This is a genomic window from Rhizobium sp. CB2179, assembly GCF_057653455.1.
The window spans coordinates 1918934-1933410 of sequence record NZ_CM172781.1 but is presented as its reverse complement, the minus strand read 5'-3'; the positions used below and the strand labels follow the sequence as shown (position 1 = coordinate 1933410).

Below are 14477 nucleotides of genomic sequence, written 5' to 3'. Positions count from 1 at the left end.
CGGTTCGGGGGCACCATGGATTTTCTGAACATCGCGGCGATCGTTTTCTTCCTTCTCGTCTGGGTGGCGGTCGAGCCTTTGATGGCAGCGGGGTGGCCGAGGAAGAACGACAGCCTTTCCGTTGACATGGTGCGCATTCGCGCCGCCTGGATGCGGGAGGTTCTGACGCGCGACAACAACTTCATCGGTGATGCCGCGATCCTTGGGCACACGATCAATTCGGCGTCCTTCTTCGGCTCCGCCAATCTCATCGTCATCGTCGGGCTCAGCGGCGCGCTGTTCATGGAGCCGAACTACGGATCGGGTGGTGGCTTGATCGCGATGTTTGCGGCCCAGGACCCGGCGTGGTTTTTCCAATGCAAGGTCCTCCTGATCATAGCGACGCTGCTGCGGGGCTTATCCGATTTCATCTGGGCGGTCCGGCAGATCAACTACTGCCTGGCGGCGATCGGGGCCAGCCCATCCCGCGATGAAGAGAGGGACATCGCCGGCTGGACGAACGCCCTGACCCTGGTTTTGAACCCGGCGCTTCGATCGTTCAGTGTCGGCGTCCGGTCTTATTACTTCACCTTCGCAGCCGCCTTCTGGTTTCTCGGGCCAATCCCCTTCGCTGTTGCGACCATCCTGAGCGTCGGCATTTTGATCTGGCGTCAATCCTGGTCGGATGCCGCAAAGGGGATCATGGCCATACGCAAGCTGCTTGACTAGAACAGGATGATTTTGGGCCGGTCGACCTAAAATTTGAATCCTGTTCTAAATCTGAGAGTTAGAGCATGATGCCGTTCGAAAACGCGCACACTTTTTGGCATCATGTTCTAAAGCCTAGCCTTAGGCTGGGTTGCACATAAGCGGTATTGGCGGTGTCCGATGGATCGTCTCGAAGCGATGCGCATGTTGCTGGCCGTCGTCGACGCCGGAAGCATCTCGGCCGGCAGCAGGAAGCTCAACGCGCCTTTACCCAGCGTCAGTCGCAAGGTGGCCGAACTTGAACGCCATCTTGGGGCGAACCTCATCGTTCGCACCAGCCGTAATCTTCAGCTTACCGATGCGGGGCGCGACTATGTCGACGCCGCCCGAAAGATCATGGCGGATCTGGAGGAGGCCGAGCGAAGGGCGTCCGGGGAATACCAGACACCCAGAGGCGTGCTGACGATCACGATGCCGGTCGAATACGGGAGCCGCTACGTCCTGCCCGTTGCTCTGAGCTTCATGGACAAATATCCCGAGGTATCGCTGAACCTACTGTCGCTCGACCGCACGGTCGATCTCGTGGCCGAGCAGGTGGATATCGCGATCCGTCTCGGCAACCTCGCCGACAGCTCGCTCCATGCCGCCAAGGTCGGGGAATTCCGTCTGATGACCTGCGCGAGCCCTGCCTATCTCGAGCGGCATGGCATGCCGGAGCGTCCCGGCGATCTCATCGATCGCGACGGGATCATCTTCAACAAGCGGACATTCTTCTGGACCTTCGACGTCGACGGCACGCCGATTGAGGCGGTGCCCCGCAACCGGCTCGAGGTGAATACGGCGGCGAACTGTGTTGCGGCGGCCATCGGCGGGGCGGGGATCGCGCGGCTATTCGACTATCAGGTTCCCGACGAGCTGGCGTCCGGCACGCTTGTTCCCATCCTCCGCGATTTCGACGGTGCGCCGCAGCCTATTCATATCGTCTACGCCCGCCAGGGGATTCTCGCCTTGAAGGTACGGGCTTTCGTCGACTGGGCATTGCCGCGGCTGCGCACGTCATCACAAACATAACAAACATTATCTGAATGATGTACGGATTTCTTCAACCGTTTGTTTCGAAGCCTGAAGATGCGGAAAGTGGCCGATGCCTGGCAGGACGTCGAGTTGTGCACCGATTTTGCCAGCGAACTCGATGCCCATCTCGCTGCTGATATAGATGTCCTTCTCGCCCCAGATCACCTTCACGGGCGTCTTCAGCCGGGTGAGGTTGGCCTCGAGATAGTGCTGATCGCGGGTGAAATTCGCGTAGTAATGAGCGAAGGCATCCGCTGAAGTCATCCCGTCAAGGCTCCACGAACGGGTCATGTCCTGCTGGACGTCGATCGGCAGATCGAATTGTTCAGCGGGTGAGAGGCCGCGCCTGTGCACGTTCTCGAGGATCTCGTCGCTGGTCCTATTCATGTAGGCACGGGTCGGCGAAGCGGTCGGCTCGGCTTTGAGGTTCTGCAGGTTCTCCCACATGTATTGCGGCCGATCGAACGGCGCGAAGTCTCCGACGATGATCTGCCTGGCGATCGTCGGCTCGTCGAGAGCAAGCAGCAGGACGGGCAGGGCACCGATGTCAGTCGCGTAGATCACGAGGTTCGACCGATCGATGCCTGCCCGTTCGATATAGGCCTTCAACACCTGGGCGTACGCCCTCGGCGCATAGGAAAACCGTCCCGAAGCCGGGCGCGACGACTGCCCGTAGCCCGGCCAATCGAAGGCATGGACGTCGTAGTCGAGAGCAAGCGTTGTCGCGATGTCCTTCCACACCGTCAGTGTTTCCGGAAATCCATGCAGGAAAAGCACGGTACCTTTTGGAGAGGCGGTGCGGACAACCATCCTCCTCAGCGTCAGGATCTCATTGATCTCGATGAAGCCGACGGCGTCGCGCGCGGCTTGCGTAAAAGCGAAGGCTTCAGGCGTGTGGGAAGACGGAGTTGTCGCGACTGAGGCAGCATTTACGGTTTTGTCCCTAGACATAGGATGTCCTTTCTGAACGACGATCAGCCAAAGCCCAAAGAGCCGGCTGTCTCCACAAATAATTGGGCACGGCGTCAGCTCGCGGTAGCCGGAGAAAGCGAGAGGAACCCTCTCGACGGCGGCAGCGCTGCAACCCGCTGCCCAAGGCTGACATCTGAACGAGAGGGTGCCTCTCACTTTCCCGAGGTGCCGGCCGGCCGTCGACCCGCCCAAATATTCACCAGCCGCCGATTTGAGACAGCTCGTTGGCGTTTGCGTGCGGAAGGCAGAGCGTCGGCCGCGACAATATAAGGAAGAACTGATATGAACGACATTACCCAAAGCAGACAGCTGGCAGCCGACCCCGACAAGGTCCGCAGCCTCCCTGGCCACGCCACTGTCGGCACGAATGATCTGGATGCCGCGTCGGTATTCTACGACAGACTTCTGGCCGTGTTCGGGATCGGACGAGTCCTCGTCCAGCCTAACCGAGCCATCTACTACGGTCATCGCACGCTCGAATTCGGCATCATCAAGCCGTTCGATGGCCGCCCTGCCACCGTCGGCAACGGTGGAATGGTTGCTTTCGAAGCTCCGTCCCGTTCAAAGGTCGACGAAGCCCATGCAACGGCATTGGCAGGGGGCGGCTCGGACGAAGGGGCTCCTGGTCCGCGTGGCGAGAACGGTGCGGGTCCTTACTGCGCATATTTTCGCGATCCGGAAGGCAACAAGTTTCTGATCTTTCGTTCCGGCGCCGACGCTGCCTGACGTTTTCGGCATTGAAGCGGGGCAGGGCCATCGTTTTCCCCTCCTCGATATCACGAAAGGACACGGCATCATGGCAATGCTGAACGTTTTGAAACACCGCGACGTATCGCGCCGCTCGCTGCTGTCAGGCTTTGCCGCGGCCGGCATAACCGCTGTTCTCCTTCCGCGCGCGTCCGACGCCGCTGATGTCGTTGTCGCGTCCGAGGAGATCCGACCGTTCAAGGTTGATGTCTCCGAGGCGGCGCTTACAGACCTCAGGCGGCGTCTTGCCGCGACCCGGTGGCCCGACGGCGAAACCGTCATGGATCGCTCGCAGGGGGTGCAGCCCGACAGGCTGAAGGAACTGGTGCGCTGCTGGCAGTCGTCCTACGACTGGCGGAAGGCGGAGAGCAGATTGAACACATTTCCGCAGTTTCTCACCACTGTCGACGGACTGGACATCCATTTCATCCATGTCCGTTCCCGTCATGAAAACGCGCTGCCGCTAATCATGACCCACGGTTGGCCAGGTTCGGTCTTCGAGCTGCTTAATGTCATCGGGCCGCTCACGGATCCGACGGCGCATGGCGGCACGGCTGAGGATGCCTTCCATCTGGTGATCCCTTCGATTCCAGGATTCGGCTTCTCCGGCAAACCACCAGCAACAGGTTGGAACCCCCAGCGGATAGCGGCTGCCTGGGACGTGCTGATGAAGCGACTGAACTATGACCGCTATGTCTCGCAAGGCGGCGACTGGGGCGCGATCATCAGCGACGCCTTGGGTCGCCAGGCGCCGGATGGGCTGCTCGCAATCCACGTCAACAGGGTCGAACGCGCCACGACGTTTCCAGCGGACGCAGCGCAGGCTCTCAAAAATGGAGGGCCAGCTCCCGATAGCTTGTCTCAGGATGAGAAGGTCGTCTTCGACGAGGCTCGGGACTTCCTCAACAACGGCTTCGGCTACGCAGCGATCATGAGCACACGGCCGGAGACGATCGGTTACGGCATTTCGGATTCTCCAGTCGGCCTCGCCGCCTGGCTTTACGACAAGATCGCCGACTGGGTGTATACACGCGGCGATCCCGAACAGGCTCTTGGCGAGGATGCGATCCTCGACAACATCACGCTGTACTGGCTGACGAATACCGGCCCCTCCAGCGGTCGGATCTATTGGGAAAACGTCATGTCGGGCGCCAAGCTTACGGCCGTCAAAGTCCCGGTCGCCGTCACAGTGTTCCCCGGCGAGGTCTACAAGCCGCCAAGGCATTGGCTGTCGAAAGCCTATCCGACGCTCATCTACTACAATCGCGCTTCCAAGGGTGGTCACTTTGCCGCCTGGGAGGAGCCAGAACTCTTCAGTCAGGAGATCAGGGAGGCCTTCAGAAGCTTGCGGTCTTAAAGCCGTCCGGCCCTTGGTTCGCAGTCTGCGTCCGCCAGACGGGTTCGTCGATTGACGTTGGTCGTGCAACGCTTCACAAAGTCCGAAGTTTCGACCAACCCAGCAAAAGCGACGACACCGTCGCGGGGACCACGGCTATATGCGCATCAACGACGACCGTCATCCCCGCCGAGGAGTGTGCGCATTCCTGACGGTGGTATTTTCAACGCTTCTGCTGGCGAGTGCAAACCCCGCATCGGCGGCTGAGCCGACCAATTCCTCGGCGCCGATCCGGGTTATTATCGAATTGCCGAATGATGATTCCGGACGAGCGCTGGTTAATCGGATCGTTCCGGGCAATCAGGAACCGGCGCAGCCGGTAGCAGTCTCGCAAGAGGCGGCACCGACGTCGATTGCAACGTCACTACAGGATTTGCGCCAGAGGTTGCTCACACTCGTCGGTGCCGTTCCGACCCTTCCCGGGCAGATCCAGTCGGCGATCCGGGTCTTCCAAACGGATGATCGTATCGAACCGGTCGGCCTGATCTTGGCGGTCATACTCTTCGTCGCAGGCGGGTTCGTTGCGCAGCGCCTTGCCTGGTGGTCAGGGCGAGGGCTGCTCCATTTCGTGCTGAACGCGCCTGCCGACACAGTCCGGCAGCGGATCAGGCTCCACGCCGCCCGGCTTTCAATGGGTCTTCTGGCGTTGGTCGGTTACCTGATCGGAAGTCTCGGCGCGTTTATCCTCTTTCCATGGCCTGCCGTGTTTCGCGATATCGCCCTCATCCTGCTATCAGCGGCGCTCATGGTGCGCCTTGGCGTGCTCGTGGGCCGTATTGTCATCGCACCAGGCGCCCGCCTGCCGCATATGCGGCTTCTGACGTTGGTCACCTCACTTGCCTGGTTCTGGTACTACTGGCTCCTCGGAATCGTCGCTGTGCTGGCGGCTGGCTGGGCCGCTATTGAAGTGATCGGGACGATCGGGGCTTCACCCATCTTGGTCGACCTCTTTACCGCAGCATGGCTCGGTGTCGTTTCAATCGCTCTGATCGTTATGATCTGGCTGCGGCACTTTCGTTCCGACGGGCCGCCGGTGAGCCGGCTGGTCTGTGTCGGCTTCAGCGCGAGCATCATAGTATCGTGGCTGTTATGGGTGTCCGGGCTCCACGGGGCATTCTGGACGGTGGTCATCATTACGCTTCTGCCTCTTACCGTTGCGGTGGCTCGTGATATCATTCGGCGCATTATTCAATCCGGGGAGGGGCAGGCGGTCGAGGATCCGGCCATCGTCGGATGGTCTGTTGTCATCATGCAAACGCTGCGGAACGGCCTCATCGTGGTCGCCGCGCTGCTCATTGCCCGCGCGTGGAATGTCAATCTCAGTGATCTCGCCGCAGCCGAAACGGTGACCACGCGTTTGATCCGCGCAGGAATCCGCATCGTTATCGTGCTGCTGGTGACCGACGTTATCTGGAAGCTCGCAAGCACGTTGATCGACAGTCAGATGGCGGTGGCGTCGCGAAGCGTGCAGGCGGGGCATCAGGAGGGACCCGACGCACGCCGGCGTCAGCGGTTGAATACCCTCCTTCCCATTCTTCGCAATGTGCTGTTTCTGGCGATCGGCGCTGTCGGCTTCCTGATGATCCTGGATGCCGTTGGCATTCAGATCGGACCGCTGCTGGCGGGCGCCGGGGTCGTCGGCATAGCCGTCGGCTTCGGTGCCCAAACACTCGTCAAGGACATCATCTCCGGCGTCTTTTATCTGTTCGACGATGCCTTTCGCATCGGCGAATACATCCAGGCGGCGAAATATAAGGGGACGGTCGAAGGTTTCTCGCTGCGATCGATCCGCTTGCGCCATCACCGCGGCCCGGTCACCATCGTTCCCTTCGGCGAACTCGGCGCGGTGCAAAACCTCAGCCGTGACTGGGTCATCGACATCATTACGCTCACCCTGAACTATGACAGCGACCTCGAGGAGGTCCGCAAGACCATCAAGCGCATCGGCGTTGAGCTTCTGGAGGATGCCGAACTCGGGCCTAACATCATCGAGCCCTTGAAAATGCAAGGGATCGAGCAGATGGCCGATTATGGTGTGCAGATACGGCTGAAGTTTATGACCAAACCCGGCGAACAGTTCGGCGTTCGCCGAAAGGCCCTTGCCATGCTCAAGAAGACATTCGCGGAAAAAGGCATCCAGTTTGCAACGCCGACCGTTCATGTTTCCGGCGGTCCCGCCGATGCAGCGGCAACCGCCGCCGCCTCGGAGCTGCAAAGACCATCGAAAGTCATCTCGACACTTGAGGAATAGCCGCGGCGAGCCCCACGTGCTTGCTTTCCATCAAATCCCGTCAAAGCAACACATAGGTCTGGTCTCAAACTTCCGAGAGCGGCCTCCTGGCAGCTCGCCGCATCAGCGGTTCCGCCCATACTGCGCGCCGCCAGCGCCAGCAGGGAGCGTCCGGGAGTCCATTCCAATGTCGTTCGCCGCCCGAACATTGCTGCCAACCGGCGGCACCGGCCGCACGAATCGCTCTCCGGGAAGAGCCAACTGACCTAACATGACTACACGTCCTGCTAGACTGATTGATCGATTTACTGCATCTAAAGGTTAGCAGGGAGCGAGAATATGATCGACATGGCAGACGGCGCATCTGAGCAGAATGAAACGTCCATCTTTCAAAGTAATCTGTCCGTAGAAGCCAAGATCGAAAAGGCCAGAACCGAACTACTTGACCTTTCTGCGCGCAACCGCCTTTTGAACGTTCCCCGCTTTTCGAAAAGTGCGAAAACCATCGACGTTGTCGACGAGAAGTCGTCCGAAGTGTTTCGGATCCTTGTGACCGATGGAAGGACCATGACTTTCCTGGCGGGGGCGAAGGGGCGGGAATCCAAGGATGACGGCGACGGTGACGAACTGATCGAACTCGCGCTCCCGGACGATGATGAGCGCGACGGCGACGGTCGGCTTGTCCGTCATGGCGACACCAAGCTCCAGACCCGCATGACGCCAAATGCTCTCCAGAAGCGTCTGCTGGACCTTTACTTCGATGCCCGGACATTAGAGGAAGAGCAGGGGGTGAATATCCTGTTCCTCGGGCTGGGCACTCTGAAGTGGATCGATCCCAACAATGCGGAGAACGTCCGCTACGCACCGCTCATCCTCGTGCCGGTGTCGTTGGAGCGTGGCAGCGCAGCCGAGCGCTTCAAGCTTCGAGCGCGCCAGGAGGACCTCGCTTCAAACCTCTCCCTCGAGGCCTTTCTCGACCGTGTCCATCAGATCTCAATGCCGGCGTTCGAGGCGAGCGACGACTTCACATTCGAGGACTACGCCGCGAAGGTGGCGGCGTGCATCTCGATGAAGCCAAACTGGTCCGTCCAACCCGACGACATCGTGCTCGGTTTCTTCAGCTTCGCCAAATTCCTCATGTACAGAGACCTTGATCCCACGCTCTGGCCTAAGGATGCCAAGTTCACCGAGCTGCCACTCATCATCGGTTTGGTTTCCGATGGCTTCGAGGGCGGCGAACAGCTGCTTGGCGAGGACGTCAAGATCGACGAGCACATTTCGCCTTCCGAGATGACGCATATCGTCGATGCCGACAGTTCGCAGACGGCCGCGATCCACGAAGTCAGGCGAGGGAGGGACCTCGTCATTCAAGGCCCGCCGGGCACGGGAAAATCCCAGACAATCGCCAACATTATCGCGTCGGCGGTCGCCGACGGCAAGACGGTGCTGTTCGTAGCCGAAAAGATGGCGGCGCTCGAGGTCGTGAAACGACGCCTTGACCAGGCGAGCGTCGGTGAAGCCTGCCTCGAACTCCATAGTAACAAGGCGAACAAGCGCGCCGTCCTCGCAGAGCTGCAGCATACTTGGGAGCTCGGCACGCCCAAAGGGGAATCCGGCAGTGCGCTCGACCAGCGCCTCACGGACGCACGCGATTTACTTAACGCCCATCCGGCACGCATTCACCGCGTGTATCAACCCTACTCGCTTTCCCCGTTCCAAGTCATGGGACACCTTGCAAGGCTGCGTCGCGAGGGCATGGCTCCATCGGATATCGATCTGCCGGTTGCTGCGGACTGGACGCCGGAGGTGCGCGAGCGGGCGAAGGCGCTGCTGACGGAACTTGCTGAACGCATCAAGGACATCGGCCTGCCAAAGCACCATCCGTGGTACGGCGTCGGGCTTACCGGAGTTACCCCGCTCGATCTTGAACGTCTGACGACGAGATTGAAAACGGCGGCCACGGAACTGGCTGAATTGCGCAGCCAGATGGATGACGTATCGCAGACGCTCGAACTATCATCGCCTCACTCGCTGGCAAACTTTATGGACATCGCGTCGACCGCGGAAAGGGTCGCCTCGTGTCCTTCGGAGATATCTTCGGAGGCATTGGCAAACGACGCATGGGCGACCGAACTGGATCGGGTACGCGATCTTGTCGTTGGCGGCGCCGAATTCTCGACATACGCGGCCGAAGTCGCGGCCCGCATGACGAGGTCCGCATGGGAATCTGATCCGGAGCCGATTGCCACGCAATTCGTCCGTCTTTCTGCAGACTTCTCACAAAGCGGGTTTGCCACGATCGAACAGCTTGCGTCTGTGCTGCCGCGCTTCCTGGCGGGCGCGGGCGCGTTGCGTACCCTGCTCGGCGTCAATGCTTCTCCGACCTTGGCATCGATTGATCGGCTCATCGTCATCGGACAGCGCGTAGCCGAAGCCCCGGACGCGAGCCCCGACGCCTTCGTTGCCGCCATCTGGGAACGAGGCCTTGACCAGGCCTCCGATCTCGCTGAGGCCGTGGGAGACTTTCGGCGTATTCGTGCCGAGCTTGAAGGCAAGATCTCTGAGCAGGCCTGGGATATCGACCTTATGCAGGTGCGGGCAGCGGTCGCCGTCCATGGCAAGCGTCTCTTCAGGTTCATGAGCGGTGAGTGGCGCAAGGCAAAGGCGCTTCTGCGCAGCGTGATGCCCAACGAGACTTCGCCCGACGAAACTGTTCGAATCCTTGATCTTCTCCAGAAGGGCAAGAGCGCCCGCGCTGCGATCAAGGACGGCGACAGCCTCGGCAGATCTGCTTTCGGAGCGGACTGGCGCGGAGAAAAGTCGGACCCGAAGCCGCTTGAAAACCTCGTACTTTGGATGCGAAGCCTGCGCGGTGTCGGTGTCGAAGCACGGTTGATAGCCGGCCGTCTCTCCGACAGGACGTCGGTAGCGGGCCGTTGTGAGCAGGTGAGGGCGCTGCTGGACGAGTCGCGACGTCTTCTGCTCAGTCTATGGAAGGATCTTGGTGAGAAGGCGTCAGTTTTGTTTTCGGACGCTCCAGGCCCAGATGGCGTCTCGCTTACACAGACATCGCAATTCGCCCGCGAAATCGCCGATGCCCACAAGGTCTTCCTGACGCTGGTCCGCTCTGTTCCGGAAACCAACGCACACCGTCTTGCGCTATTGAAGCTGCTCGCATTGGCGCGCGGCCTGAAATCCACGCTGGAGCGGCTGGACTCCCTCGGCCGGGCTTCCTTCGGTCCGCTTTGGAAGGGGACGGAGTCGGACTGGTCGCTGCTGTCTCGCACGACTGAGTGGATTTCACACAACTCCGACATCCGCCTGCTAAGCTCGCGCGTATCCGACCGCCCCGCGGTGGCTGTGAAAGCTCGCGATGCATTGGCGAGAGGAGCGATCCTTCAACACGATCTCCAAGCTTTGCTCGGCTTCCTGAAGGCGGATGTGTCGATTGTGTTCGGCGCGCACGAAATCGGACAGACGGAGCTTGCGACGGTCGCGCAAAAGCTCGCGAAATGGGTCGAGACCGAGGAGCACCTATCCAAATGGGCCGCCTATCGCGGAAGAGCGGAAGACGCTGCGAACGCCGGCGTCGGTCTTGTTGTTGAACGCCTCGAAGATGGGCGGGTGAAGCCGGATGACGTCGTGCCATATGTGGAGATGGCGATCTACGAAGGGATCCTCAGACATCAGCATTCCGCCGACCCCGAATTATCTCGTTTCGACGGCGAGGTGCACGGGCGACTCGTGAACGAATTCGCGACATTGGACCGGAGCAGAATGGCGCTATCCCGTCTTGAGGTCGTCCGCGCTCACCACAAACGAATTCCTGCCGTCAGTGGGATCGGTCCTGTCGGAGTCCTTAGGGGAGAGATGGCGCGCCGTCGCGGTCACATGCCGATCCGCCAGCTCATGCAGCGCGCGTCCGTAGCGATACAGGCCCTTAAGCCAGTCTTCATGATGAGCCCGCTTTCCATAGCACAGTTCCTGCCGCCCGGTCTTCTGCAGTTCGATCTCCTCGTCATGGACGAAGCCAGTCAAATTCAGCCGGTAGACGCGTTGGGAGCGGTAGCCCGCGCTAAACAGGTGGTCGTGGTTGGGGACGAGCGTCAGTTGCCGCCGACCCGTTTCTTCTCGAAATTGACCTCCAGCACGTCGGATGACGACGACGCCCAGGACGGCGCTCAGGTGTCAGATATTGAAAGTATCCTGGGACTCTTTTCCGCCCGAGGCCTTCCGGAAAAGATGCTCCGATGGCACTACCGAAGCCGCCATCAGTCTCTGATCGCGGTCTCAAACAGCCAGTTCTATGATAACAAGCTCTTCATTGTACCGAGTCCTTATACGGCCGAGGCGGGCATGGGCCTCCGCTTTCAGCATGTGCCTGGCGGCGTCTTCGAGGATGGCGTCAACAAGGTAGAGGCTAAGGTCGTCGCCGAAGCGATCATACGGCATGCGCTTCAATCGCCGAGCCTGTCGCTCGGCGTCGCGGCATTCTCCATCAAGCAGCGTCGAGAGATCCAGGACCAGTTGGAACTGCTGCGACGCCTCAACCCAGAAACCGAGGAGTTCTTCCACTCGCATCCGAGCGAGCCTTTCTTCATCAAGAACCTTGAAAACGTTCAGGGCGACGAGCGCGACGTCATCCTCATTTCCGTCGCCTATGCCAAGGGGCCAAGTGGCGCGCCAATGAGCATGCGCTTCGGGCCGTTGGGAGCCGAGGGAGGCGAACGTCGTCTCAATGTTCTTATCAGCCGCGCGAAGCGGCGCTGCGAGGTATACGCTTCGATCACCGACGAGGACATCGATCTCGAACGTGGAAAAGGCAAAGGCGTCTTCGCATTCAAACTGTTTCTCCATTACGCTCGGACGGGCAGGCTTTCGATGACCCAGCGCACCGACCGTGGCATGGACAGCGTCTTTGAAGAACAGGTCATGGCTGCGCTTAAGGAGAGGGGCTATCAGGTCCATCCGCAGGTTGGAATCGCCGGGTTCTTCATAGATCTGGCGGTGGCCGACGAGCAGATACCGGGCAGATATATTCTGGGGATCGAATGCGACGGCGCCGCATACCATGACTCGCGTTCGGCTCGTGACCGAGACCGGCTTCGACAGGCGGTCCTCGAGGATCATGGCTGGAATATCTATCGCATCTGGAGTGCAGACTGGTTCCAAAGGCCCAAAGCGGAACTTGAACGCCTCGTTGCCGCCATCGAGCGGGCCAAGGCCGACGTCAGGTCGGGAACAGAGGAACACCTGTCGAGGCGAGCGGTACCGGTCGAGGTCGTCACTATCGAACGTGCGGACGTTACAGAGATTGGTCTGCAGCCGGTTATCGTCGACGAAATTTCGAGCGCAACCTTGTATCAGGAGGCCGTGCTGCGACCGAATATCGTAGGCGAACTTCACGAAGCGCCGATCGGCGTGGTGATCGCGCTGGTAAAGCAAACGGTCGGAGCAGAAGGACCAGTGCATCAGGACGAGGTCGTCACCCGCATCAGGTCGGCCTGGGGTCTTCAGCGGGCGGGAAACCGGATCGATGCCCATGTCGGCGCGGCGATCACGATCGCCCAGAATTCTCAGGAGATCGTGCGCGACGGAGAGTTTCTGCTTTGGCCGGACAAGGACATCACGCTCAGAGATCGTAGCGGCGTCACGTCTCTCAGCCTGCGTCGGATCGAAATGCTGCCGCCGATGGAAATTGACGAAGGGCTTATCACAGTCATCAGAACGAGCCTCGGGGCCACCGTAGATCAGGCGGTGAATGCGGTCGCGCGCGGGCTTGGGTTCAAGTCAACGAGTAGTCAGTTAAAGGAACTGGTGGAGTCCCGGATTGTGCTCTTGCAAGAGAAGGGTTCCTTGATCGATTTCGGAGGCATGCTGACTGTTCTCAATCAAACCTGATGTGTGTAATGCCGAATTGGACGCGCAGCCTCAGGCAAGACATCTCGACAGTTGTACATCGGGAAATCTCGAATTCATACTCTACCGAAATCGTAACTTCGCCAGCGAACACATTGATATCTAAATCGTAACGCCAATCGGCGATAGCCGCATCTTCAGCGGTCTGAGAGGCTATTTCATTAGGCTGCATGTTCCATAATCTATCTTATGCGATATATATGTGTAGCCGGGTGGGTTCAAGGATGAAGTGCGACTTGCAATAGATAACAACGGTTTATCCCTGCAAGGAACGAGACATGAAGCGCACCTACTCCCAGATCGATATGGATGAACGCCGCAAGATCGCTCGTTGGCGAATGGCCGGATGCTGCCCTCCTGAAACGGATTGTCTCAACGGGGCAAGATCACGACACGCATGGCCCCATCCACTGACCTAGTCCTGATTGGCAACCACTGGCAAACTGCCTTCGTTCGAAAGACGGGTTTCGGTCTGCCGGGCAGCAAAGACAAGGCGGCGCTTTGCACGGATCGCGTGCCATTGTTGGTCGATCAGGACGCCGATGAGGATGACGCCACCCATGACAGCGAAATTCAACGACGAGGGTATACCCAGTAGATTCACGAGATTCTGCAACTCCTGGAGCAGGACCGTGCCCAGCACGACGCCGACGATCGACCCCTCGCCGCCGCGGAGCGAAAAGCCGCCGAGTACGGCAGCGGCAATCGCGTAGAGTTCGTAGAACTGGCCATGGCTCGCCGGCGAGATCGAGCGCGTGTACATGGCGAAATAAATTGCCGATAGCGCCGTCAGCAGCCCGCAAATGACATAGGCCGACATGATCATGCGGCCGGTACGGATACCGGAATAGCGGGCCGCCTCCTCGTTCTTCCCGATCGCGTAAAGATAACGTCCGAAGACAGAGCGATGCAGCATGATCCACATGACCACGGCAATGATGACGAGTGCGATGAAGGTGTTGGGAACGCCGTAAAACCGTCCGGCGGTCAGGAATTCGAGGTCAGGGAAATTTTGGCCGAAAGCAAAGCCCGCCGTTCCGTCGGCCGTATAGAAGCGCGCTGCCCCACGATAGATCAGGAGGCCGCAGAGGGTGACGACGAAGGGCTGCAGGTTGAGCCGGGTGATCAGCCAGCCGTGGACGGCGCCTATGACCGCGCCGAGCGCGAGAATGAACGGCAGCGCCAGCATCCATGACATATCCTGGACCGCGATGAAATCGACGAACAGCACACCGAGAAGTGCTACGAGCGAGCCCACGGAAAGCTCGATACCGCCTGTAATGATGACAAAGGCTTGACCGATCGACAGGATGCCGAACAGGCCGATCAAGTTGGCGGTGTTGGCCAGGTTGATCGGCAGCAGGAAGCGCGGATTGATGATGGCGACGACAATGCCGACGACGACGATCAAAAGCAGCAGTCCGAGATCTTTTTTGACCATTCGCGATTCAT

8 protein-coding genes and 1 pseudogene are annotated in these 14477 nt (G+C 59.6%); 7 read left to right on the top strand and 2 right to left on the bottom strand.

Annotation, left to right across the window (positions count from 1 at the left end):
* The first annotated feature begins 15 nt into the window (after positions 1-15).
* The gene (locus tag AC244Q_RS09695) at positions 16-708 is read left to right on the top strand and encodes a DUF599 domain-containing protein (RefSeq protein ID WP_017994095.1); all 693 of its coding nucleotides are present in this window, start codon (positions 16-18) and stop codon (positions 706-708) included.
* Positions 709-867: 159 nt separating this feature from the next.
* Positions 868-1758: a LysR family transcriptional regulator gene (locus AC244Q_RS09690; protein ID WP_113545072.1), complete on the top strand. Its 891-nt coding sequence runs from the start codon at positions 868-870 to the stop codon at positions 1756-1758.
* Positions 1759-1764: 6 nt separating this feature from the next.
* Here AC244Q_RS09690 and AC244Q_RS09685 read toward each other — a convergent pair whose 3' ends face one another.
* Positions 1765-2712: an alpha/beta fold hydrolase gene (locus tag AC244Q_RS09685; RefSeq protein WP_128406955.1), complete on the bottom strand. Its 948-nt coding sequence runs from the start codon at positions 2710-2712 to the stop codon at positions 1765-1767.
* A 303-nt stretch (positions 2713-3015) separates the two neighbouring features.
* On the opposite strand from AC244Q_RS09685, the gene AC244Q_RS09680 reads away from it, so the two are divergent.
* From AC244Q_RS09680 to AC244Q_RS09660, 5 genes and pseudogenes are all read left to right on the top strand, one after another.
* Positions 3016-3459 (top strand): VOC family protein, encoded by a 444-nt coding sequence (locus AC244Q_RS09680; protein ID WP_012757481.1) that lies wholly within the window; start codon positions 3016-3018, stop codon positions 3457-3459.
* Between the two features lie 70 nt (positions 3460-3529).
* Complete coding sequence (locus AC244Q_RS09675; protein WP_113545074.1) at positions 3530-4837, top strand: epoxide hydrolase family protein; 1308 nt, start codon at positions 3530-3532, stop codon at positions 4835-4837.
* 139 nt (positions 4838-4976) lie between these two features.
* Positions 4977-7127, top strand: a complete 2151-nt coding sequence (locus AC244Q_RS09670; RefSeq protein WP_012757480.1) for a mechanosensitive ion channel family protein — start codon at positions 4977-4979, stop codon at positions 7125-7127.
* A gap of 318 nt (positions 7128-7445) precedes the next feature.
* The gene (locus AC244Q_RS09665; RefSeq protein WP_128406956.1) at positions 7446-13007 is read left to right on the top strand and encodes a DUF3320 domain-containing protein; all 5562 of its coding nucleotides are present in this window, start codon (positions 7446-7448) and stop codon (positions 13005-13007) included.
* A 296-nt stretch (positions 13008-13303) separates the two neighbouring features.
* A pseudogene (locus tag AC244Q_RS09660) lies at positions 13304-13372 on the top strand (integrase catalytic region); the annotation flags it as partial.
* Positions 13373-13440: 68 nt separating this feature from the next.
* Here AC244Q_RS09660 and AC244Q_RS09655 read toward each other — a convergent pair.
* Positions 13441-14466 carry an ABC transporter permease gene (locus tag AC244Q_RS09655; RefSeq protein WP_012760104.1) on the bottom strand — a complete coding sequence of 342 codons (1026 nt, stop codon included), beginning with the start codon at positions 14464-14466 and terminating at the stop codon, positions 13441-13443.
* Positions 14467-14477 lie beyond the last annotated feature (11 nt).

Bases quoted from the DNA above. Each gene is read 5' to 3' on its own strand.
- AC244Q_RS09695 (WP_017994095.1), top strand. From the start codon at position 16: ATGGATTTTCTGAACATCGCGGCGATCGTTTTCTTCCTTCTCGTCTGG.
- AC244Q_RS09690 (WP_113545072.1), top strand. From the start codon at position 868: ATGGATCGTCTCGAAGCGATGCGCATGTTGCTGGCCGTCGTCGACGCC.
- AC244Q_RS09685 (WP_128406955.1), bottom strand. From the start codon at position 2,712: ATGTCTAGGGACAAAACCGTAAATGCTGCCTCAGTCGCGACAACTCCG.
- AC244Q_RS09680 (WP_012757481.1), top strand. From the start codon at position 3,016: ATGAACGACATTACCCAAAGCAGACAGCTGGCAGCCGACCCCGACAAG.
- AC244Q_RS09675 (WP_113545074.1), top strand. From the start codon at position 3,530: ATGGCAATGCTGAACGTTTTGAAACACCGCGACGTATCGCGCCGCTCG.
- AC244Q_RS09670 (WP_012757480.1), top strand. From the start codon at position 4,977: ATGCGCATCAACGACGACCGTCATCCCCGCCGAGGAGTGTGCGCATTC.
- AC244Q_RS09665 (WP_128406956.1), top strand. From the start codon at position 7,446: ATGATCGACATGGCAGACGGCGCATCTGAGCAGAATGAAACGTCCATC.
- AC244Q_RS09655 (WP_012760104.1), bottom strand. From the start codon at position 14,466: ATGGTCAAAAAAGATCTCGGACTGCTGCTTTTGATCGTCGTCGTCGGC.